Source organism: Bacteroides sp. RCH18 (genome assembly GCF_058231005.1).
Window position 1 is genome coordinate 861,520 of record NZ_JBIPTC010000002.1, and the last position, 23,423, is coordinate 884,942.

Here is a 23,423-nt window from a genome sequence, read left to right on the forward strand (position 1 = left end):
CCATGAATAGACTTTATAGCATCATATTACTAGTCGTCTTTATATGTACGCATGCTCATTCGCAACAAGCTTATTTTGTTGATGGATATCATGGAGGGATATACGGGCATTATCCGGTGAAGTGGAAAACTCAGTTTATTGTCGACCAGTTATCCAAGCATCCGGATTGGCGAATTTGTCTGGAAATAGAGCCTGAAACATGGGATACGGTGCAAATACAGACTCCCGGAGCCTATCGACAATTAAAAAACGTAGTAGTAAGTAAGCAGGTAGAGTTTACAAATCCTACTTATGCTCAGCCTTATTGTTATAATATATCGGGCGAAAGCATTATACGTCAGTTTCAATATGGTATTGCTAAGATAAATAAACATTTTCCGGGAGTGACTTTTACCACTTATTCTGTGGAAGAACCCTGTTTCACAAGTTGTTTGCCTCAGATATTGAAGTTATTTGGTTTTAAGTATGCCGTACTCAAATGCCCGAATACTTGTTGGGGAGGATACACTAACGCTTATGGCGGCGAATTGGTCAATTGGGTAGGCCCGGATGGAACTCCCATTCTTACTGTTCCTCGCTATGCTTGCGAGAAATTGGAAAAGAATTCTACTTGGCAGACAACTGCTTGGTGTAATGAAGAATCTTATCTGAATGCTTGTCGTGATGCAGGGATTGAACATCCTGTGGGAATGTGTTTCCAAGATGCCGGATGGAAAAATGGTCCATGGTTAGGAAGTGGAAAGAATACCAAAAGTAATTCAATTTATGTGACGTGGAAAGATTATTTTGAGAATATTTCCATTGGTAAAACGGATGATGACTGGCATTTTTCGCAGGAAGATATGCGTGTAAACTTAATGTGGGGAAGCCAAGTGTTGCAGAGAATTGCTCAAGAAGTACGTGCTTCTGAGAATAAAATAATAATGGCAGAGAAGATGTCTGTTATTGCTCATCTTGCCAATGGGTACACTTGTGTTCAGGAAGATTTGGATGAAGCATGGCGTACTTTGATGCTTGCGCAACATCATGATTCTTGGATCGTACCTTACAATGGACTAAATAAATTTGGAACTTGGGCGGATCAAATAAAGCGATGGACAGATGAGACAAATACTGTGGCTGATAAAATTACAGCTGCTTCTATACTCAGTTTTGATAACAATACTATTAATACTGAAAAAGCCCAGGGATTTGTACGCGTTTATAATACATTGGGAACAAAAAGAAAAGAACTGGTAGCTGTTGAACTCCCTCAGGAATATGCAGACTTTGATTTGGAAGTCAATGATTATAGAAATAAAAAAGTTGATTATTCAATAGGAAAAGAAGGTGGAAAAATAAGATTGTTGTTTGAAGCAGATGTTCCTCCCTTTGGCTACTCCACATATCGTATTAAACAAGTAAAGACAGGTAAAAGAACGGTTTCAGGAAGCGAAAAGATTATAAATGAAGGAGAATATGTGGTTGAAAATGATATGTATAAAATTGTTTTTGACTTGTCGAAGGGAGGAATTATTAAAAGCCTTGTAGCAAAAAAAGAAGGAAACAAAGAATTTGCCAAACAATCGGGTGAATATTCTATAGGTGAATTGAGAGGCTATTTTTATGACGAAGGCAAGTTTCGCTCTTCTACAGAAGCTCCGGCTAAGCTGACGGTTTTGCGAAGTAATATACAAGAGACAAAGGTAAAACTGGAAGGGAAAATAGCTTCACATCCTTTTGTACAGATTATAAGCATTGCTCAAGGGGAGAAGCGTATCGATTTTGACCTTACTATTAATTGGAAGAAAAATGTAGGTATTGGAGAATATAAAGAAAATAGTTGGCGGGATAATCGCAGAGCTTATTGTGATGACAGATTTAAGTTAAGTGTACTTTTCCCTGTAAATCTTCATTCTCCTCGTATTTATAAAAATGCGCCGTTTGATGTTTGTGAAAGTAAGTTAGATGATACTTTTTTCAATAGTTGGGATCAGATTAAGCATAACATTATTCTTCATTGGGTTGATTGGGCAGAACAGGAAGGAGATTATGCATTGGCTTTATTCGCAGACCATACTACTTCCTATTCACACGGAAAAGATTATCCGTTAGGGCTGACTGCCCAATATTCTGGTAATGGGCTTTGGGGACCTGACTATAAGATTACTGGACCGTTGAAAATGAAATATGCTATTGTTCCTCATCGTGGCAAATGGGACAAGGCTGCTATAGCCACGAAGAGCGATTGTTGGAATGAACCATTGTTATGTTCCTATCATTCATTTGCAAAATTGGAGTCAAGGTCACTGGTAGACTTAAAAAATACCGGTTATCAGGTGAGTGCAGCCAATATAAAAGATGGAAAAATAATCTTGCGATTGTTTAATGCGGAAGGTGACAGGAAGCAGCATAATATTACTTTTGATATGCCGCTGTCTAGTATAGAAGAAGTAGATCTGAATGGTAGAATTATAGATAGAAAGACAATAAAAACACGTACCGGAAAATCTGAAATTAGTATTTCTATGCCTCGTTTCGGTCTAAAGACATTTGCTTTGAATTTGAATTGAACATATTCTAATAATAGTAAACTGTAATATTTTTATGTATAAAGCTAGCGCTAATATTTTAATAGCTTGCTCTTTTTTGTGGCTGACTGCTTGTTCTTCAGCAGGAGTAGTAACAGAAGAATTAATTCCGACTGATTATGTAAATCCTTTTATAGGAGCTAGTACCAGTGTAGGAGCTGCCGGTGTTTATCATGGATTAGGTAAGACATTTCCTGGCGCTACTACTCCGTACGGTATGGTACAAGTAAGTCCCAATACTATAACCGGAGGTGATAATAGTTCCGGTTATAGTGATGAACACAAAACCATTGAAGGCTTTGCCTTTACTCAGATGAGCGGAGTGGGCTGGTTTGGGGATTTAGGAAATTTCCTGGTGATGCCTACAACGGGCGAACTGCAAAAAATAGCGGGTAAAGAAGATGGTAGTATAAAAGGGTATCGTTCTTCTTATGATAAAGCTACCGAAACAGCTAAAGCGGGATATTATTCGGTAGAACTGACCGATTATAAGATTAAAGTAGAGAGCAGTGCGACACCTCATTGTGGAATATTGCAATTTACTTTTCCTTCGAATGAACAATCTCGTATTCAGATAGACCTGGCACGTAGAGTGGGAGGGACTTCTACTTCGCAATATGTGAAAGTATTGGATGATTATACCATTCAAGGTTGGATGAAGTGTACACCTGATGGGGGTGGATGGGGAAATGGTGAGGGAAATTCCGATTACACAGTTTATTATTATGCACAATTTAGTAAACCATTGAGTAATTATGGCTTTTGGAGTGCGGATATTCCTGATGAATGGGTTCGGAAGCGTGATGAAGTGGTAAGTATTCCCTATCTGACACGTGTATCACAAGCTCCGGTCATTAAAGATAAGAAAGAACTGGAAGGAAAGCACCTTGGCTTCTTCACAGAGTTTCCCACAAAAGAGGGAGAACAGGTTGAGATGAAAGTAGGCATTTCCTTTGTCGATATGGAAGGAGCAGCTAATAACTTTAAACAGGAGATTGCTTCTAAAAACTTTGCTCAAGTAAAACAGGAAGCGAGTGATTTGTGGAATAAAGAACTTAACCGTATACGGATATCCGGTGGAACTGATGACGAAAAAACTGTTTTTTATACATCATTATATCATACGATGATTGACCCTCGAATCTATACAGATGTTGATGGGCGATATATTGGCGGAGATAAAAAGGTACATGAACAGGACGGTACATTTACCAAGCGTACTATATTTAGTGGTTGGGATGTTTTCCGTAGCCAGTTCCCTTTACAGGCGATGATTAATCCGCGTTTGGTGAGTGATGCGTTGAATTCGCTGATAACGATGGCAGATCAGAGCAGACGGGAATATTATGAACGTTGGGAACTTCTGAATTCTTATTCCGGCTGTATGATAGGTAATCCTGCACTGTCGGTGCTGGCAGATGCTTATATGAAAGGAATTCGCACGTATGATGTAGAAAAAGCATATCAATATGCAGTCAACACGTCAGCTAAGTTTGGGAATGATTCGTTGGGATATACTCCTGAACCGTTGAGTATTTCATATACGCTGGAATATGCCTATGCAGACTGGTGCGTGGCTCAATTGGCAAAGGCGTTGGGGAAAGAAGAAGATGCAAAGCGCTTTTATGAAAAAGGGAAAGCCTATCGTAACATGTTTGATGCGGAAAAAGGCTGGTTCCGTCCCCGGAATGCAGATGGATCATGGAAAGCATGGCCGGAGAATGCACTGACCGAAGAATGGTATGGTTGCATTGAGTCGAATGCTTATCAGCAAGGCTGGTTTGTGCCGCATGATGTTTCGGGAATGGTTGAACTGATGGGAGGCAAGGAAGAGGTTATAGCTAATCTGACTAATTTATTTGACCACACTCCTTCTGATATGTTATGGAATGATTATTATAATCATGCTAATGAACCGGTACATTTTGTTCCTTTCCTTTTTAATCAGTTGGATGTACCTTGGTATACACAGAAGTGGACACGATATATCTGTAAAAATGCTTATGCGAACAAAGTAGAAGGGATTGTGGGCAATGAAGATGTAGGACAGATGTCGGCTTGGTATATATTGGCTGCTTCCGGCATTCATCCTTCCTGTCCCGGTAACACCCGCATGGAAATAACCAGTCCTGTTTTTGACAAGGTAGAATTTAATCTGGACTCAAAATATCATCAAGGGAAAGTATTTACAATTATTGCTCACAACAACAACACAAATAATCTATATATACAAAAAGCTTTGCTGAATGGCAAGGAGTACAATAAATGTTACCTTGACTTTGCTGAAATCGCAGCAGGAGGAACATTGGAATTATTTATGGGCGATAAGCCCAATACAGAATGGGGTGTTTTATCTAACATTTAAATAACTGAATATTATGATGAATAAGTTTAGACTTCTTTTACTAGCATCAAGTTTGTTTGTACTGAATGGAATAGGGCATGCTCAGACTTCTACCATGTCACTGAACAGTTCCAATCCTAAGATAGTATGGGAAGTCAAACCGCAGGCAGATTTGAATAATATAGGGGGAGAACAAATCTCTACCCCGGGTTTTAAAATGCCGGACTATGTGAAAGGCGTAGTTCCCGGAGCTGTTTTTACAGCATATGTTGAAGCCGGAATCGTTCCCGATCCTAATTACGCTGATAATATATATAAAGTAGATGAGACGTTTTATAACCGTCCTTTCTGGTATCGTACGGAGTTTGAACTTCCGGCATCTTATTCAGCAGGTAAGCGTGTCTGGCTTCATTTTGATAATACCAATCGTTTCGCCGATTTCTACTTTAACGGAGAAAAAATATCGGGGACAAAGACATCGACTAAAGATGTGAGCGGACATATGTTGCGTTCTAAATTTGATGTGACACACTTGATTAAGAAATCAGGAAAGAATGCGGTTGCGGTTCTGATTACTGATCCTGATCAGAAAAAGACTCGTAAAGGAAAAGATCCGTATGGTGTTGCCTGTAGTCCCAGCTATCTGGCAGGTGCCGGTTGGGATTGGATGCCGTATGTGCCGGGACGTCTTGCCGGAATTACAGGAAATGCATATCTTTCTATTACAGGCGATGCTGTGATGGAAGACCCTTGGATGCGCTCTGAATTGCCGACTTTGCAGCAAGCGGAGTTATCTTTCTCTACAGGAATCAAGAATGCTTCTTCGACTCCGAAAGAAGTGGAAGTTTCCGGTGTTATTCAGCCGGGAAGTATAACCTTCTCCAAAAGCATTCGGGTAGAAGGGAACGAAACTGTGCAATTATCGGTAGATAAGAATGATTTTGCTGCATTAATTGTTCGCAACCCGAAACTTTGGTGGCCTAATGGTTATGGAGAACCCAATCTTTATACCTGTAAACTGACTTGTTCGACAGATGGAAAAATATCAGATGAAAAGGAGATTACTTTTGGTATCAAGAAGTATGAGTACAAGATGATCAACAACGTAGTGAATTACCCGGTTCTGACGTTCTTTATCAATGGGCAGAAGATTTATCTGAAAGGTGGAAACTGGGGTATGAGCGAGTATTTGCTTCGTTGTCATGGCAAAGAGTACGAAACGAAAATCAAATTGCATAAGGATATGAACTACAACATGATCCGCTTATGGACAGGTTGTGTGACTGATGATGAATTCTATGATTATTGCGATAAGTATGGAATCATGGTGTGGAATGATTTCTGGCTGTATGTCGCTTATAATGATGTAGCTGAGCCGGAAGCATTCAAAGCAAATGCTCTTGATAAAGTGAGACGTTTAAGGAATCATCCTTCTATAGCTATCTGGTGTGGTGCTAATGAAACACATCCGACACCCGATTTGGATAATTATTTGCGTGAAATGATAGCTCAGGAAGATAAAAACGATCGAATGTATAAGTCTTGTTCCAATCAAGATGGTTTATCCGGAAGCGGCTGGTGGGGAAATCAGCCCCCTAAGCATCATTTTGAGACTTCGGGCAGTAATCTGGCATTCAATAAACCTGCTTATCCGTATGGTATAGATCATGGTTATGGTATGCGTACTGAAATAGGAACGGCTACTTTCCCGACATTTGAAAGTGTGAAATTGTTTATTCCTCAGGAGTCATGGTGGCCTCTGCCTACTGATGAACAATTGAAAGATGATGATGATAACGTTTGGAATAAGCACTTCTTCGGCAAAGAAGCATCCAATGCCAATCCTATCAATTATAAGAAATCGGTGAATACGCAATTCGGAGAATCTTCCAGTCTGGAAGAGTTCTGTGAGAAAGCTCAGTTGCTGAATATTGAAGTAATGAAAGGGATGTATGAAGCATGGAATGATAAGATGTGGAATGATGCGGCCGGGCTTTTGATCTGGATGAGTCATCCGGCATATCCATCATTCGTATGGCAGACGTACGATTATTATTATGATCCTACCGGAGCTTATTGGGGAGCAAAGAAGGCTTGCGAACATCTTCATCTTCAGTGGAACTCATCTAATAACAGTATAAAAGCTGTAAATACTACTACCAAAGACTTGAAAGGTGCTTATGCTAAAGCGACCATCTACAACCTGAACGGAAAAGAGGTTGCGGCATATGGACGTACAAGACAGATGGACGTACCGGCAAGTAACATTGCAGAAGCGTTCACGTTAAACTTCAATCCATACAATCTGGCTTTTGGCAAGAATGTGGTAGCTTCTTCATCATCACCATCCAGATCGGCTTCTTTAGTAGCTGACGGAGGGGCAGGCAGTCGTTGGGAAAGTGATGCGAGTGACTCTCAATGGATCTATGTTGACTTGGGTAAGAAAGAAAAAATAGAGCATGTTGTGTTGAAATGGGAAACGGCACGTGCCAAAGAGTACGAGATCCAAGTGTCGAATGATGCGAAGAAATGGAAAACAGTCTATATAAACAAAGATGGACAAGGTAGTACAGATGAGATAAAACTTTCTCCGGTTACTGCGCGCTATGTGAAAATGGCAGGAGTTAGCCGTGCCACAGACTTTGGATATTCACTGTATGAATTTGAAATATATGGTAAGAAACAAAAGAATGTTGAGGAACTGACTCCGCTCCATTTCATCCGGTTAGAACTGACTGACGCAAATGGTAATTTGATTTCAGATAATTTCTATTGGAGAAACGGCGTGACAGATCTTGACTATACAGCTTTGAATACATTGCCGGAAGCAGAATTGTCGTGCAAATTAGTTGATAAGTCAATGATATCCGAAGGAAAGATGAAATTGTCGGTAAAGAATCATTCGAAAACTGTTGCTTGTGCTAACCGGATAAGATTGGTGAATACGGCTACACAAGAAAGAATCCTTCCTGTTATCATGTCTGATAATTATATAACTTTGATGCCGGGTGAAGAACGGACTATTTCTGTTGAGGCGGAACCGGAAATGCTGAAAGGAGGAGTCAGTGTTTTGCTAAAACAATATGGTAAGGCTGAACAAAAGAAGTTGGATATATGATATACGTAGAAAACTAAGGGTCACCTTTTTAATTAGAACACCAGAAGACATTGCCTGTCCTGTCTTCTGGTGTTTTTTTTAATTTCCCTCTATATTGTGCCTGATATATTCAGGAGGAGTAGAAAGTGAACTTTCTTTCTTGAATAACCTGCTTGATTTAATAGACAATGAACAGTTTATTAATCTATTATGTGTACTTGCTTAATATCTTTTGGAACTAACAACAGTTCGTTTCACATACGTGGTCCTATCGCTTCACATACGTGATCCCATTAGCTCACGTACGTAGACCGAACGCTCCACGTACGTGAAACAAGGAAATGTTACTGACAAAGTTTATTAGTCTTGCCTTCTTCATATATTAATGTTACCGACATTTGTTTTATTTGTACCATGATAAATAGTCCTGTGTATGAACAGAATGAAGAAAATAAGGCTTTAGAGTTGAATAAATAAGTGAGCATACTTGATTTGTAGTGGGATAGGGGTGACAATAGAAACTTATAAAATTCTATTATCACCCTTATTATCACCTGCTATTATCACCATTACATGCTTGATTGATAATCGTTTATCTTTAAAAAGTGACAAGTGACAATAAAAAACTGTTTTTTTCTTAGTGGGAGTTACTTGAAAAATAAAACATTTATTTTAGTGGTTAAGCAAACTTGAATCGTCTTTTTTAATAAGATTCTTTTTTATTCAAAGTTGGAAAAGAGAATGTTTTGAAAGATAAATAATTAAATTTGTAATAAAGTGTATAATCAAATGAATAGTAAAATAAACGTAAAGGTCTTTTTCCTGCTATTTCTAATCTGTGTTTATTCTAATAGCTTGTACGCACAATCAATTCCACCCTTTAAAAAAGGAGAACGGGTAGTCTTTGTTGGAAATAGTATAACCCATGGTGGACATTATCATTCGTTTGTGTGGTTGTATTATATGACTCGTTTTCCAAATAAACCGATTACAATAATGAATGCCGGAATTGGCGGTGAGAGTGCATGGGATATTAAAGATCGGTTGGACTACGATGTTTTTGACAGGAAACCGACTTATGTAACTCTGACTTTTGGTATGAATGACACAGGGTATGATATTTTCTGGAAAGAGAATGCTAAGGAGTTGTCGGAGCAACGGATTGAAAAATCTTTGGAAAGTTTTCGGGAAATAGAGAAGCGCTTGCTGGCAGAGAATAAAATGACCAAAGTGCTGATAGGTGGATCACCTTATGATGAAACTACGAAATTGAACAGTTTACTTTTTCTTCATAAAAATGATGCTATTTTAAAGATAATTGATGCCCAGCGTAAGGCGGCTAAGAAAAATGGATGGGGATTTGTGGATTTTAATCAGCCGATGGTACAAATAAGTCTGGAAGAGCAAAAGAAAGATTCGACATTCACTTTTTGTAGAGTAGATAGAATCCATCCTGATAATGATGGACAGATGGTGATGGCTTATTTATTTTTAAAGGCGCAGGGGCTGGCTGGAGTCGAAGTTTCGGATATTTCAATTGATGCAAATAACAAGAATCTATTAAGTCATAGGAATTGTAAGGTCTCCAAACTGAAGAAAGAAGCTGGTGGTTTAAGTTTTGATTATTTGGCAAATTCACTTCCTTATCCTTTGGATTCTATTCCAAGACATGGTTGGGGAAATAAAAGGTCACAACGTGATGCTATGGATTTAATACCGTTTATGAAGGAATTTAATCAAGAGCGTTTGCAGGTGACTAATTTAGAAAAAGGACATTATCGGCTGACAATAGATGGATTGTTTATCGATAATGTTTCATCTGGACAGTTGGAAGATGGTATCAATCTGGCCGATTATCCCAATACACCCCAATACCAGCAAGCCATGAAAATCATGTATCTGAATGAAGAACGTTTTGAAGTAGAAAAACGTTTCAGAGAATATTTGTGGACAGAATATTCGTTCTTGAAAAAGGAAGGTCTGCTGTTTGCTGATAACGAGAAGGCTATAAATAAACTTAGGGAGTATTTACCTAAAGATGGTTTTCTGAGGATGAGTTATGAGTGGTATACCAAAGCGATGTATCCAGAGATACGCGAAGTATGGAGTAGATATATGAAGACTATTGTCGATACAATTTATAAAATGAATAAGCCGACTACTCATAAAGTCAAGTTGACAAAGATAGGTTGAGTAATGCATTATCCATTGTAAGAGTGTTTGGGGTGATGATTCATAGCTGTAATATTCGCAGAAACTTATTTATGAAGAATAAAAAACTGTTACTAGGCATAGGAATAATGTGTTGTCTTTGGTGTTTGCCAAAGATTGTACATGGGAAAGAAAAAAAGGTCTCTTTTTCTTTAGTGGAGTTAAAATGTGAGAATATGGTTGATCCTTTAGGGATTGACAACGTTACTCCCCATTTGAGTTGGAAGTTGAAAGGAGATGGGGTGGTGGATGGACAAGCTTTTTACGAAATTCAGGTAGCGTCAGATAGTCTTCTATTAATTGGGGGGAAGGCTGACTTATGGAAATCGGGAAAGTTGAAGTCTGATGTTTCTGTGATGGTGCCTTATCAAGGCTTACCTTTGGCTTCGCGTTCTTTATGCTACTGGAGGGTACGTGCCTGGGATCGGAAAAGGCATGTTTCCCAATGGAGTCCGGTGGCGCGTTTTTCTGTTGGTCTTTTGAATAAGGAACAGATACATGGTGTCTATATCGGTTCATCACCGGAAGGAGGCAAAGTTTGTGCTCCTTTACTTCGTAAAAAAGTGCAAATAGATGAACTGGCAACGACTTTTCTGTATGTGAATTCGCTGGGATATCATGAAGTATATGTCAATGGAAAGAAGGTTACGGAGAATGTTCTTACCCCTGCAGTCTCTCAACTGAATAAACGTTCGTTGATGGTCACTTATGACGTATCTTCTTATTTGAGAAAAGGAGAGAATGACCTGCTGATATGGCTTGGACAAGGGTGGTATAAGAAAACTACTTTTGGTGCTGCTTATGACGGTCCGTTGGTAAAAGCGGAACTGAATATGCTGAGAAATGGAAAATGGGAAGTATTGACTGCAACTGACACTTCTTGGAGGGGACGCGAAAGTGGCTATTCGGATACAGGTAATTGGTGTGCTTTACAATTTGGTGGTGAAAGGGTGGATGGGAGAATAGTGCCGACAGATTTTTCAACTTATTCTCTAGATAAAATGAAATGGTATCCTGTGGTGGAAGTAAATGTACCAAGACACATTGTTTCACCTCAAATGTGTGAAGCTAACAAGATACATCAAACGTTGCAACCTGTTTCTATCAGGAAACTTAGTGAAGATACCTGGTTGGTAGATATGGGAAGAATACAAACCGGATGGTTTGAAATGAAGATGCCGATGTTATCTGCGGGACATGAGGTCACGATGGAATATAGCGATAACCTGACTAAAGAAGGAGAATTTGACAAACAAGGTGAAAGTGATGTCTATATTGCAGGTGGACGGAGGGGAGAATATTTTAGGAATAAATTCAATCATCATGCTTATCGTTATGTCCGTATCTCCAACCTTCCGGCAAGACCGAAGACTGAATGGATAAAATCTCTCCAGATTTATGGCGATTATCGACAGACTGCGACTTTCGAATGTTCGGATGCTGACTTGAACGCCATTCATAATATGATTCAATATACTATGAAGTGTCTGACATTTAGCGGATATATGGTCGACTGTCCGCATTTGGAGCGGGCAGGCTATGGTGGCGATGGAAATTCGTCTACAATGAGTTTGCAAACAATGTATGACGTAGCACCGACTTTCACAAATTGGATACAAACATGGGGAGATTCAATGCGTGAAGGGGGAAGTTTGGCCCATGTAGGTCCCAATCCCGGTGCAGGTGGCGGTGGTCCGTATTGGTGCGGATTTATTGTACAGGCGCCATGGCGAACGTATGTGAATTACAATGATCCGAGATTGATAAAGAACTATTATCCGAAAATGAAAGAATGGTTCTCGTATGTGGATAAATATACGGTGGATGGATTGCTGAAACGCTGGCCTGATACTCAATATCGGGATTGGTTTCTTGGTGACTGGCTTGCACCGATAGGAGTAGATGCAGGAGCACAATCTTCTGTTGATCTGGTGAATAATTGTTTTATCAGTGAATGTTTGGGGACAATGGAAAAAATAGCTCTGATGCTTGGGGAAAAAGAGGAGGCAGAGAAGTTTGCTATACGCAGGAAGAATCTAAATGAGTTGATTCATCAAAAGTTTTATCATCCGGATAAAGGTATCTATTCTACAGGTTCACAGTTGGATATGTGTTATCCAATGCTTGTAGGAGCTGTACCGGATTCTTTGTACGATGATGTGAAAAGAAAGATGATGACTGATACTGAAAAGCAGCACAAAGGTCATATTGCTGTAGGGTTGGTAGGTGTCCCAATTTTGACAGAGTGGGCTATTCGTAATAGGGAAGTTGACTTTTTATATCAAATGTTGAAGAAACGTGATTATCCAAGTTATCTGTATATGATAGATAATGGTGCTACAGCGACTTGGGAGTATTGGAGTGGTGAACGGAGTAGGGTGCATAATTGCTATAACGGAATCGGAACCTGGTTTTATCAAGCAATAGGGGGACTTAGAATAGATGAATCGGTACCCGGTTATCAACATGTATTTATTGATCCTCAAATACCGAAAGGTGTGACTTGGGCTAAGATGACAAAAGATACTCCATATGGTGTGATTGCTGTTGACTGGGAATTGACAGATAATATTATGAATCTTCAAGTGGACATTCCTGTTGGGGGTACTGCTACACTCTGTATTCCCGATGAGGCTGTGTCCTGTATGATGGATAGGAAGAATATTCGCATAGAAAAGAAAATGATTCAATTAAAAGCAGGTAATTTTAAATATTATATTTACATGAAATAATAGATACGTATGAAAAAACATTTATTATCAGCGCTTTTAGCGATGTGTCTGGTTGCTACGGCTTTTGCCCAGCAAGGGAAAGTGTATGAGACACGTACCGTAAAAAGTAAGATTCTGGGAATGGAACGTAGTTACTCCATTTATTTGCCAGCAGGCTATGACGAAGGAGATGGTAGTTATCCGGTATTGTATTTGCTTCATGGATTAGGAGATAATCATACGGGATGGGTGCAATTTGGGCAGGTTCAGTATATTGCAGATAAAGCGATTGCTGAGGGTAAATCAGCTCCGATGATTATTGTTATGCCAGATGCTGACACGGTTCATAAAGGTTATTTTAACTTGTTGGATGGAACATATAATTATGAGGACTTCTTTTTTCAAGAATTGATTCCGCATATCGAGAAAACGTATAGAGTGCGTGCTGAAAGTCGTTATCGTGCTATCTCCGGTTTGTCTATGGGAGGTGGCGGAGCGTTGTTTTATGCCCTTCATTATCCGGAGATGTTTGTTGCTGCTGCTCCGTTAAGTGCTGTTGGAGGGGCATGGACATTCGATCAGATGAAGAGTCAATCAGATTTATCGAAGGTGTCAGAAGAAAAAAAAGTGGAAGTTCTCGGGCAAATGGATATACAAACTATCTTGGAGAAATCTCCGAAAGAAAAGCTAGACCGTATCAAATGGATTCGTTGGTATATCAGTTGTGGTGATGATGATTTCTTATCGGTAACGAACTGTCTCTTACATAACACGTTGTTACAGCATCAGGTTGGTCATGAATTTCGTATGAAAGACGGCAGTCATTCGTGGACTTATTGGCGGATGGAATTACCAGAGGTTATGCGATTTGTTTCTAGAATATTTACTCAATATTGAGCGTAAGTAAAGTGATTCTTAACAAAATAGGCTTTGAAGATCAAGTCCTTTTATCGTATGAATTAAAATTTATAGATATTTTTTTATTTCTTTTTAGTGGTATTTGCTTGCTTACTCGTTCTTAATATAAACATTGTTTTTTATGGGTTTAATTTAGGTAAAAGGTTAGAATTGGTGTTTGATTGGTTTTCAAGTTTATCCTCCGGTTAAAATTTGCTCCTCATTGCTTTTACTACACCGGAGGGAACTTGTAAAATACTGTAGGTCAAGATAGGTAGATCGTTTTTTTAAAGGTAAAGAGGTTTTGTTTTCAGTTAAAAACAGGAAAAATAGTGACTAGAATACAAAATCATATGACGAAAATAGTTCGAATATTAGTTTTCGCATTTCTGATGCTCATACCTGTTTGCGGTGTAGCGCAGGATAAAATTAAAATAGCTTGCATTGGCAATAGTATAACTGAAGGGGCTGACAATTATCCGACTCCTTTGGCTCGTATGCTTGGAGATCGATATGAAGTTGGCAATTTTGGAAAGTGGGGCCATACTTTATTGCGAAAAGGTGATCATCCTTATATGAGTACCGATGCATTTATCAATGCACAGAAATTTCAACCGAACGTTGTAATTATTAAACTTGGTACAAATGATTCCAAGCCGGAGAACTGGAAATATAAGGATGAATTTGAAACTGATTTAGAGTATATGATCAGCACTTTTCAGAAGTGTGGATCTAAACCGAAAATTATTATATGTCGTTGTATTCCGGCAAGTAATAATTTATATGGGATCCGTAATGATATAATAAAAGATGAAATTTATCCGATACAAAAGAAAGTAGCTAGGAAGTTTCATCTGAAATTGGTAGATCTGTATAGCCCATTAGAACATAAAGTTGATTCAACCTGCTATGTATGGGATAATGTACATCTGAATAAGAGCGGTTCGCTTATATTGGCGGAGCATATATATAAAGCTATTACAGGTAAAAAAGCTCCTAAATTGGAAAATGCATTTGCTAACTAGAAGAAAAATCATACTATAAAACGACACATGAGGCGATATATTTATTTTGTTTTTTTATTATGTTGTACTGTTAATCTAGTGTTAACTAGTTGTGTACGACAGAAATATGTTGTAATGGATATGGTACACCATAATCCGGGTGAAGCTATGACGGAATCGAAGTTTCTCGACCCTTCTTTTTTGAAAACAAATGAATATGGAGCAAAAGTTTTTTTCTTGTTTGAGGCTGCACAGTTTGGAATTGATTGGAAGAGTTTGGATCCTTCTTTATTCCCGGATACGACTGAAGCCGGACGTTGGGTGGCAGAAAAAGCAGAAATAATACATAAAAAATATGATGCAGCAAAAAAGGAGGGCCTTCAGGTATACTGTATGCTTGATATGTTAGTACTCCCTTCTTTGCTAGTAGAAAAACATAGAGCAGAACTTACTAACGAACAAGGAAAACTTGATATCTCGAAACCTTATACTCAGCTTTGTATTCGTGAATTGATGAAGGAAATGTTTGAAACGTTTCCACAATTGGATGGATTAGTGATTCGTACTGGAGAAACTTACCTGCACGATGCTCCTTATTATGTAGGCAATCATCCAGTACAAAATGGTATGCATGATCATATTGCGTTAATTAATTTGTTACGGGAAGAGGTTTGTGAAAGACGTAGTAAGAAGTTGTTTTATCGTACATGGGATATGGGACAATTACATTCGATCCCTAAATATTATTTGTCCGTTACAGACAGTATAGAACCGCATCCAAATCTTTATTTCTCTATCAAACATACCATGACGGATTTTTGGAGATCAGCAATCACTGATCCTGATATGAATTATAATACAATGGATAAATATTGGTTGGAAGAATCAGGACAATATGGTGTCCCTTTTAATCCTTGTATAGGTATTGGTAAACATCAACAAGTAGTTGAAGTGCAATGTCAACGTGAGTATGAAGGAAAGGGAGCACATCCCAATTATATCGCTAAAGGAGTAATTGATGGCTTTGAAGAATTTAAGAAACCTGGTATAAAGAAGCCGTATTGTCTAAACCAAGTGAAAGATAATCCCTTATTTAAGGGTGTTTGGACTTGGTCACGTGGCGGTGGCTGGGGAGGTCCTTATATCAAGAATGAGTTTTGGATCGAATTAAATGCTTATGTCATGTCGCATTGGGCTAGTAATCCTTTGAAAACAGAAAAAGAAATACTATATGATTTTGTAAAAGCCAAAGGGCTTCCCGAGTCAGAATGGGAGATGTTCCGTCGGCTTTGCCTGTTATCAGAAGATGGAGTGATAAAAGGGCAATATAGTACTATGGGAGATACTTATGTTAATTGGACACGTGATGACACCATAACGGGAGATGTATATCAAAAGAGTTATTTTGATCGTATGATTGAAAGAAATCAGGTAAATGCTTATCTGAAAGAAAAGGAAGAAGCTGTCCGTATTTGGAAGGAAATAGAACAGATATCTCAAAAACTACATTTTCCCTCAGAAGAATTGAACCATTTCATTCGTATTTCCTGTTCGTATGGACGCATTAAATATGAGCTGTTTGCTGTTTCGTGGCATATTATGCTATGCGGTTATGTGGCAGATACAATAAAAAAGCCTTTTAACCGGATAGAGATGGATAAATATATTACTGCATTTGATGATTTGTGGAAAGAATGGAACGACTTATCTCTAGAAAACGATAATTGCCCTTCAATGTATAAGATTTCTTCTAACTTTTTTGGTTTTCCTGTAGGTATACAAGAGACCATTGATAAATACAGAAAATAGTTTTCCTTTTCTCTTCTTATATGTTATAGAATATAAAAAATAAATGAATATTACTTAGTGGTTAGTATTATTCTAGTCGTCTTAATATTAGTAGTAGCAAAAAGTATGAGAAAGAAACATAAAATAACGAAAGTGAAATTATGATCATTATTATTATATAAATTCTTAAAAACGGTATTTTCTATGAGAAACTTATTACAAAAATGTTTTAAATGGCAGTGGCTTGTCTGCTTGGCTGTAGGCTGCTGCTTTTCGTCTTGTAAAGATGATGAAGAGTCAACTTCGGGCTATGATCCGAATAAGCCGATTGTGTTGACTGATTTTTATCCGCCCGAAGGAAAGCTTGCAACTCAAATTATTCTTAATGGATCGAATTTTGGGAATAGTAAGGAAAATGTGAAGGTCTTTTTCAATGATAAAGAGGCTTCTGTAATTTCTGTGAAGGATGATAGAATGTTGGTATTGGCTCCTAAACGTGCATCTACAATAGAGGACCCAGAATGTGTGGTTAAAGTACAAGTACATGAACAAATAGAGGAGTACAAACAGACATTTGATTATTATATCCAGACTACTGTGACTACGTTAGTGGGAGGAAGTACATCGGCACAGGTGAATCCAACAGGAACTATACCACTTTCTGAAGCACAATTTAGAGCAAATATTGATAGGTGTATTTGTGTAGATCAGGATAAAAATGTTTTCTTTTTAGTAGATAATGATGGAAAGTTTGCTGCATTTATGTTAAATGAGGAGGCTGATAAATTAATATCTCTAAAGTCAGATATTAATGCGTTGTTTAACTCTCCTGTTTTGGGGTATAATAGTAAGGACGACATTGTCTATCAATTCTGGGCTAATAGAGATAGTCATGAAGTTTATTATTTTGACCCTAAGACGGATTATGCACCGACTACAGCCATAAGTTCTATTTCATGGGATGATCCAAATTTTCCAAATATTGAAGGATTTGGAGTATGGGCAGCCAAGTGTAATTTTACAATGGGACCAGATGGAAAAATGTATTCAAGAATGTTAGGTGGAAATCTGGTACGGATTGATGTAGAGAATGCTAGAGGAGAGAATCTAACGAATGGGGATTTGGTTGGAACCAAGGATGGTAGTGCTTATGGACTTGTTTTCGATCCTCAAGATGAGAATGTTTTTTATTTCTCAAATAATGATAAGCATTGTATTTATAAATATGATTTACGTACTAAAGAATGTGCATGTTGGGCTGGTCAAGAAGGTAAAAGTGGATATTTGGATGGACCAATAGGACAAGCTATGTTTAATAAACCTGGACAGATGTGTGTCGATTCAGAAGGTAATATAATTTTGACTGATACCGAAAATCACTGTATTCGTAAGATAACAATGAGTACAGGTTATGTATCTACATTAGCAGGAAAACCCCAAAATTCAGGTTATGTAAATGGTAGTGCAGAAGATGCTCAATTCAAAAAACCATTGGGAATTTGTATTGATAACGACGATGTAATGTATATCGGCGACTCAGAGAATCGTGCTATTCGTCGATTAGCTGTCGAATAAATAATTAGTGAAACTTTATATTTAATATAATATGAATCGAATATTTGTAATTTTTGCTTTGCTTCTTGCGTTTGTAGCACAAGTACATGCACAGAAAGAGCAAAGTTTTATGTTGACTGGTACAGTCTTCGATGAATTTAATGAACCAGTTCCGGGAGCAAATGTATATGTTAAAGATAAACCGGGTGTGGGAATAACAACTAATATTGATGGTAAATTTCGGTTAAAGGTAAATATATATGATATAGTGGTTGTGTCTTTTTTGGGATATGAAAACTATGAGCAACGTTTGACGAATAAAATTGACAATGTTAAAGTAACCTTAAAACCGGCTACGGAGAATATTGATGAAGTAGTTGTAGTAGGTATGGGTACGCAGCGAAAGGTCAGTGTTGCTGGTGCAATTACAACGATGGATCCAGCGCAACTAGAGGTTCCTGCTACAAATATAGTTAATACACTAGCAGGTCGTGTTGCAGGTGTGATTGGAGTTCAATCTAGTGGTGAACCGGGCAAAAATATTTCCGAGTTTTGGGTGCGCGGAATTGGTACGTTTGGTGCTAATAGTGGTGCATTAGTGTTGATTGATGGATTGGAAGGTAGTTTAAGTCAGATAGATGCTGCCGATGTTGAAAGTTTTTCTGTTTTGAAAGATGCTGCCGCTACAGCGGTGTATGGTAGTCGAGGTGCAAATGGTGTAGTATTGGTAACGACGAAGCGTGGTTTGGAGTCCAAATTGAAGATCAGTGGTCGTGCTAATATGACAATCTCACATTTAAAACGTTTACCTGAATATGTTAATGCCACTCAATATGCTGAAATGGCAAATGAAGCTTCTGTTGCAACCGGATTATCTCCTATTTATAACCAGACAGAAATGGATATTATAAAATATGGTTTAGATCCGGATCTGTACCCAAACATTGACTGGCAAGATGTTATTTTAAATCCCAATTCTTTCCAGCAAACTTATTATGTTAGTGCTCAAGGTGGTAGCAGTGTTGCCCGTTATTTTGCAAGTTTAGGAATGTCGAAAGAATCTGCGGCTTATAATCCATCCAAAGATAGTAAATACAATAAAGGTGTAGGCTATGATACTTATAATTATCGTTTGAATTTGGATATAGATTTGACTAAAACAACTAAAGTCTATATTGGAACAACTGGCTATATGTCGGTGAATACTCGCCCGAGCATGGGGGAATATTCTAGAGGAGTCAGTTTGACAGATTGGCTATGGAGTTCACAGGCAAAGACTACTCCAATAAGCTATCCATTACGCTATTCAAACGGATATTATCCTGCTGCAGGAACTAAGGATGAAATATCTCCGTATGTTCTATTGAATTATACAGGTAATGCTAGAGAACAGAATACCAGGAATTTAGTTACTTTAGGTATTACACAGGATTTGTCGATGATTACTAAAGGGCTATCAGCTAAAGTACAGGGATCATGGGATACACAAAGCTTATTCGGAGAAGCGCGCTATAAAATGCCGGAACTAAATGAGGCATTGAAGGAGCGTAACCCTAATGGTACTTTGAGTTTTGAGAAAATAGCTGATGAGAAAACCGTTACATATAGCAGTGCTGCTTGGGTTTGGAGGAAGCTATATTTAGAGGCAAATGTTAATTATGACCGTACCTTTGGCGATCATCGTTTAGGTGGTTTACTGTTTTATTATATAGAAGATACATCTGAAACTGGTGCAGATAAAAGTATGAATGCTATACCAAAGCGTTATCAAAGTCTTTCTGGGCGTTTTACATATGGTTTTAAAGATACATATTTTTGGGATTTGAACTTTGGTTTGAATGGATCTGAAAACTTTGAACCAGGTAAACAATATGGATTCTTTCCGGCAGGAGCTTTCGCATGGGTACCATCTTCATATGAATTTATGCGTGAAAATGTAAGTTGGTTGAATTTTCTAAAGCTTCGCGTTTCTTATGGTGTTGTTGGTAATGACCGCATCAGCTCTAGACGTTTTCCTTATCTGACCCTAATAAAAGAAGAAAATGCTTCAAATCCTTGGGGAGGGACTGGTAGCTTGACAGAAGAACAAGTTGGTGCCAATAATTTGATGTGGGAAAAAGCAAAGAAATTTGATGTTGGTATGGATCTGCATTTGTTTAAGGATAAATTTACTTTGACTTTAGATTATTTTAAGGATACACGAGATGGTATTTTTCAGGAACGTAAACAAATTCCTGATTATGTAGGTTTGATTCAAATGCCTTATGGTAATATAGGTCGTATGAAAAGCTGGGGAGCTGATGGAAATATGGAATTCTATCAACAGATAGGAAAGGATGCACATGTGATATTACGTAGTAATTTTACTTTGAGTAAGAATAAGATATTAAATTGGGAAGATACAAAGAAGCCTTATACATATTTGGAAAATAATGGTTATGCCAATAATGTACAACGTGGATTTGTTGCTATGGGATTGTTTAAAGATCAACAAGATGTAGACATGAGTCCTACACAATTTGGTACGGTACGTCCTGGTGATATTAAATATCGAGATATAAATGGTGATGGTAAAATTACTGATGATGATAAAGTTCCTTTATTTGCTTATTCAGGGGTACCACAGTTGATGTATGGTATTGGTGCTGAGTTTCGTTATAAAAGTTGGACACTAAATGTCTTGTTCAAAGGGACAGGACGTAATAAGTTCTTATATGGCGGTTCGGATGGTAGAAACTTCGATGGATACATGCCATTTAATCAGAAGGATAAAGGAAATATAATGACAATTGCTTATAATCCGGAGAATCGTTGGATTTCTGCTGAATATTCAGGAAATCAGGCTACAGAAAATCCAAATGCTCGTTTTCCACGTTTGTATTATGGAAAAAATGAGAATAATACGAAACCTTCTACATTTTGGATGGGTGATGCCCGTTACTTGCGTTTACAGGAGTTGAGTTTGGCATATAATCTAAAAGTTCCTGCATTACAACGTATTTTGGGTATTAATTCCATGAATATTCAGTTGATGTGTGAAAATTTGGCAGTATGGGATTCTGTAAATATATTCGATCCAGAACAAGCGACATCTTGTGGACAGGCTTATCCTTTACCTGCACGTTATTCATTGCAGCTATATTTGAATTTCTAATACGATGTATAAACTTAATAGAAATTAGTTCATGAAAAAATATTTTATATTATCGGTTCTGTTATTTGTATCCGGCTTTTTTGCTTCTTGTAATTATTTGAATATAGATGATTATTTTGAGGATACCTTTCAAGAAGATTCTATTTATGCAAATAAGCGTAATATTGAACGTTATTTTAATGGGGCTGCCGCTCTGCTTCCTGTTGTCGATAAAAATTGGGAATATGGGAACACTCCTGGAGTTACAGGTTCAGACGAGGCTGTGAGCTGTGGTGATTGGAATGGTATGGTTGTTATACAATTCTCTGGAACGAAGTTAATGAATAATGAGATTACTTCTAGTTCAATGGGCGGTTGGACATGGGATTTCAATATTTGGCCTAAATGTTATAAGGTGATTCGTAAGGTGAATACTATATTGCCACATATTGATGGTGTTCGTGATATGAATAGTTTTGAAAGAATGGAATTTCGTGCAAAATGCCGTTTCTTAAGAGCTTATGCATATTATTTAATTTTGCAACAGAATGGTCCAATGATTTTGTTAGGTGATGAAATTGTTAGTAATAATGAGGAAGCTGAGTATTATGCAAGAACGCGTAATACGTATGACGAATGTGTGGATTATATTTGTTCTGAATTTGATGAAGCTGCTAAAAACTTGCCTGATGCTACCACTTCGATGGATCAATATATTCCAACAGAAGGAGCTGCCTTAGCTTTAGCTGCTCGTGTGAGATTACAAGCTGCTAGCCCATTATATAATGGTGGAGAGGCAGCCCGTAGATTTTTTGGTGATTTTACCCGTTGTACAGATGGAGATCATTATGTTTCTCAGTCATATGATGAACGTAAGTGGGCACTTGCTGCTGCGGCAGCGAAGAAGGTTATTGATTTAGGACGATATCAATTATATACTGTTGCTGCTTCTACTGATGCTGAACATCCTGAATCAGGGAATTATGGTACATATGTAGTCACTCTGCCGCAAGAGGTTCCTACTGCAGAATTTCCAAATGGTGTAGGGATGGGAGATAAAAAAGTTGTAGATCCGTATCGCTCTTATGCCGAAATGTTTAATGGAGAGCTTGCTATTAATCAAAATCCGGAGTTCATATGGTGTAGTTCTACAGCGCAGGTTGGTAGCCATATGGGGTACGTATTCCCATTGAATTTTGGAGGATCTTCTTGTCTATGTGTACCTCAGCATATAGTAGACCAATTTTATATGGCAGATGGGCGTGATATTAAAAATTCTAGTAGTGCATATCCGTATATAGCCCGTCCTTATGATAAGACTTGCGTGACGACAGAAGACAAAGTTTTATCTGAAGGTTATAAAATCAGCCAAGGAACATATTTGGCATACACTAATCGTGAACCACGTTTCTATGTGAATATTGGTTACTCACATGCTTGGTGGGCGATGGGATCTACTACTGAAAGTGCTAAGAAAAATGTTAATATTGATTATTGGAATGGAGCTAATTCTGGTAAAAATCATTCTAATAATAATGTTTATAATATAACTGGATATACTTCTCGAAAATATATCAATCCACAAGATGCTATGAGTGGTAGTGGGGCGCGTCAAAAAGATAAGTCATTTCCGATTATTCGATATGCAGAAATATTGCTTGCTTATGCAGAAGCCTTGAATAATTTAACTCAAGCATATGAAATTGATGGTCAGACTTATACTCGTGATACAGAAGCTATCAAATATTATTTTAATCAGATACGTTATCGTGCTGGTATTCCGGGATTAACAGCGGATGATTTGATTACAGTGGAAGCTTTTAATAAAGTTGTTCAACGTGAACGTTTGATTGAGTTATTTTGGGAAGGACAACGTTATTATGATATTAGACGCTGGGGAATTGTTGAAGATTTGGAAAGGGAACCTTTAATGGGGTTAAATGTAGAACAGGCTGAATGGGAGGGATTCTATCAGCCCACTGTCATTCAGTATAAATCGATAATTGAACGTGATTTCAAACCTAAGATGGTATGGTTACCTTTACATTTGGATGAGATTAGAAAGGTTTCTGTTCTTGATCAGAATCCTGGTTGGGATAAATAAAATTTTAAAT

The 23,423-nt window shown here is 37.9% G+C and carries 11 protein-coding genes; all 11 read left to right on the forward strand.

The features are described from left to right. The first annotated feature begins 2 nt into the window (after positions 1-2). Positions 3-2,552: a glycoside hydrolase family 38 N-terminal domain-containing protein gene (locus tag ACHLI0_RS18750; RefSeq protein WP_490749806.1), complete on the forward strand. Its 2,550-nt coding sequence runs from the start codon at positions 3-5 to the stop codon at positions 2,550-2,552. A gap of 34 nt (positions 2,553-2,586) precedes the next feature. Further along, positions 2,587-4,935 carry a GH92 family glycosyl hydrolase gene (locus tag ACHLI0_RS18755; protein WP_490749807.1) on the forward strand — a complete coding sequence of 783 codons (2,349 nt, stop codon included), beginning with the start codon at positions 2,587-2,589 and terminating at the stop codon, positions 4,933-4,935. A gap of 13 nt (positions 4,936-4,948) precedes the next feature. Continuing rightward, positions 4,949-8,032 (forward strand): discoidin domain-containing protein, encoded by a 3,084-nt coding sequence (locus tag ACHLI0_RS18760; RefSeq protein WP_490749808.1) that lies wholly within the window; start codon positions 4,949-4,951, stop codon positions 8,030-8,032. A 768-nt stretch (positions 8,033-8,800) separates the two neighbouring features. Further along, a complete protein-coding gene (locus ACHLI0_RS18765) occupies positions 8,801-10,204 on the forward strand; it encodes an SGNH/GDSL hydrolase family protein (RefSeq protein WP_490749809.1) in 1,404 nt (467 codons plus the stop codon). Positions 10,205-10,275: 71 nt separating this feature from the next. Then, a complete protein-coding gene (locus tag ACHLI0_RS18770) occupies positions 10,276-12,954 on the forward strand; it encodes a glycoside hydrolase family 78 protein (RefSeq protein ID WP_490749810.1) in 2,679 nt (892 codons plus the stop codon). Between the two features lie 9 nt (positions 12,955-12,963). After that, positions 12,964-13,830: an alpha/beta hydrolase gene (locus ACHLI0_RS18775; protein ID WP_490749811.1), complete on the forward strand. Its 867-nt coding sequence runs from the start codon at positions 12,964-12,966 to the stop codon at positions 13,828-13,830. A 353-nt stretch (positions 13,831-14,183) separates the two neighbouring features. Beyond that, positions 14,184-14,855: a GDSL-type esterase/lipase family protein gene (locus ACHLI0_RS18780; protein WP_234118406.1), complete on the forward strand. Its 672-nt coding sequence runs from the start codon at positions 14,184-14,186 to the stop codon at positions 14,853-14,855. 27 nt (positions 14,856-14,882) lie between these two features. After that, the gene (locus ACHLI0_RS18785) at positions 14,883-16,643 is read left to right on the forward strand and encodes a hypothetical protein (RefSeq protein WP_490749812.1); all 1,761 of its coding nucleotides are present in this window, start codon (positions 14,883-14,885) and stop codon (positions 16,641-16,643) included. 183 nt (positions 16,644-16,826) lie between these two features. Then, positions 16,827-18,197, forward strand: coding sequence for an IPT/TIG domain-containing protein (locus tag ACHLI0_RS18790; protein WP_225694310.1), 1,371 nt, complete (start codon positions 16,827-16,829; stop codon positions 18,195-18,197). Positions 18,198-18,228: 31 nt separating this feature from the next. Next, positions 18,229-21,330: a SusC/RagA family TonB-linked outer membrane protein gene (locus ACHLI0_RS18795; RefSeq protein ID WP_490749813.1), complete on the forward strand. Its 3,102-nt coding sequence runs from the start codon at positions 18,229-18,231 to the stop codon at positions 21,328-21,330. 31 nt (positions 21,331-21,361) lie between these two features. Further along, a complete protein-coding gene (locus ACHLI0_RS18800) occupies positions 21,362-23,413 on the forward strand; it encodes a RagB/SusD family nutrient uptake outer membrane protein (RefSeq protein WP_055216610.1) in 2,052 nt (683 codons plus the stop codon). The last annotated feature ends 10 nt before the right edge of the window (positions 23,414-23,423 follow it).

What these genes read in the sequence shown, in the direction of transcription:
- ACHLI0_RS18765 (WP_490749809.1), top strand. Translation starts at nt 8,801, where the DNA reads ATGAATAGTAAAATAAACGTAAAGGTCTTTTTCCTGCTATTTCTAATC.
- ACHLI0_RS18800 (WP_055216610.1), top strand. Translation starts at nt 21,362, where the DNA reads ATGAAAAAATATTTTATATTATCGGTTCTGTTATTTGTATCCGGCTTT.
- ACHLI0_RS18760 (WP_490749808.1), top strand. Translation starts at nt 4,949, where the DNA reads ATGATGAATAAGTTTAGACTTCTTTTACTAGCATCAAGTTTGTTTGTA.
- ACHLI0_RS18770 (WP_490749810.1), top strand. Translation starts at nt 10,276, where the DNA reads ATGAAGAATAAAAAACTGTTACTAGGCATAGGAATAATGTGTTGTCTT.
- ACHLI0_RS18785 (WP_490749812.1), top strand. Translation starts at nt 14,883, where the DNA reads ATGAGGCGATATATTTATTTTGTTTTTTTATTATGTTGTACTGTTAAT.
- ACHLI0_RS18750 (WP_490749806.1), top strand. Translation starts at nt 3, where the DNA reads ATGAATAGACTTTATAGCATCATATTACTAGTCGTCTTTATATGTACG.
- ACHLI0_RS18775 (WP_490749811.1), top strand. Translation starts at nt 12,964, where the DNA reads ATGAAAAAACATTTATTATCAGCGCTTTTAGCGATGTGTCTGGTTGCT.
- ACHLI0_RS18795 (WP_490749813.1), top strand. Translation starts at nt 18,229, where the DNA reads ATGAATCGAATATTTGTAATTTTTGCTTTGCTTCTTGCGTTTGTAGCA.
- ACHLI0_RS18790 (WP_225694310.1), top strand. Translation starts at nt 16,827, where the DNA reads ATGAGAAACTTATTACAAAAATGTTTTAAATGGCAGTGGCTTGTCTGC.
- ACHLI0_RS18755 (WP_490749807.1), top strand. Translation starts at nt 2,587, where the DNA reads ATGTATAAAGCTAGCGCTAATATTTTAATAGCTTGCTCTTTTTTGTGG.
- ACHLI0_RS18780 (WP_234118406.1), top strand. Translation starts at nt 14,184, where the DNA reads ATGACGAAAATAGTTCGAATATTAGTTTTCGCATTTCTGATGCTCATA.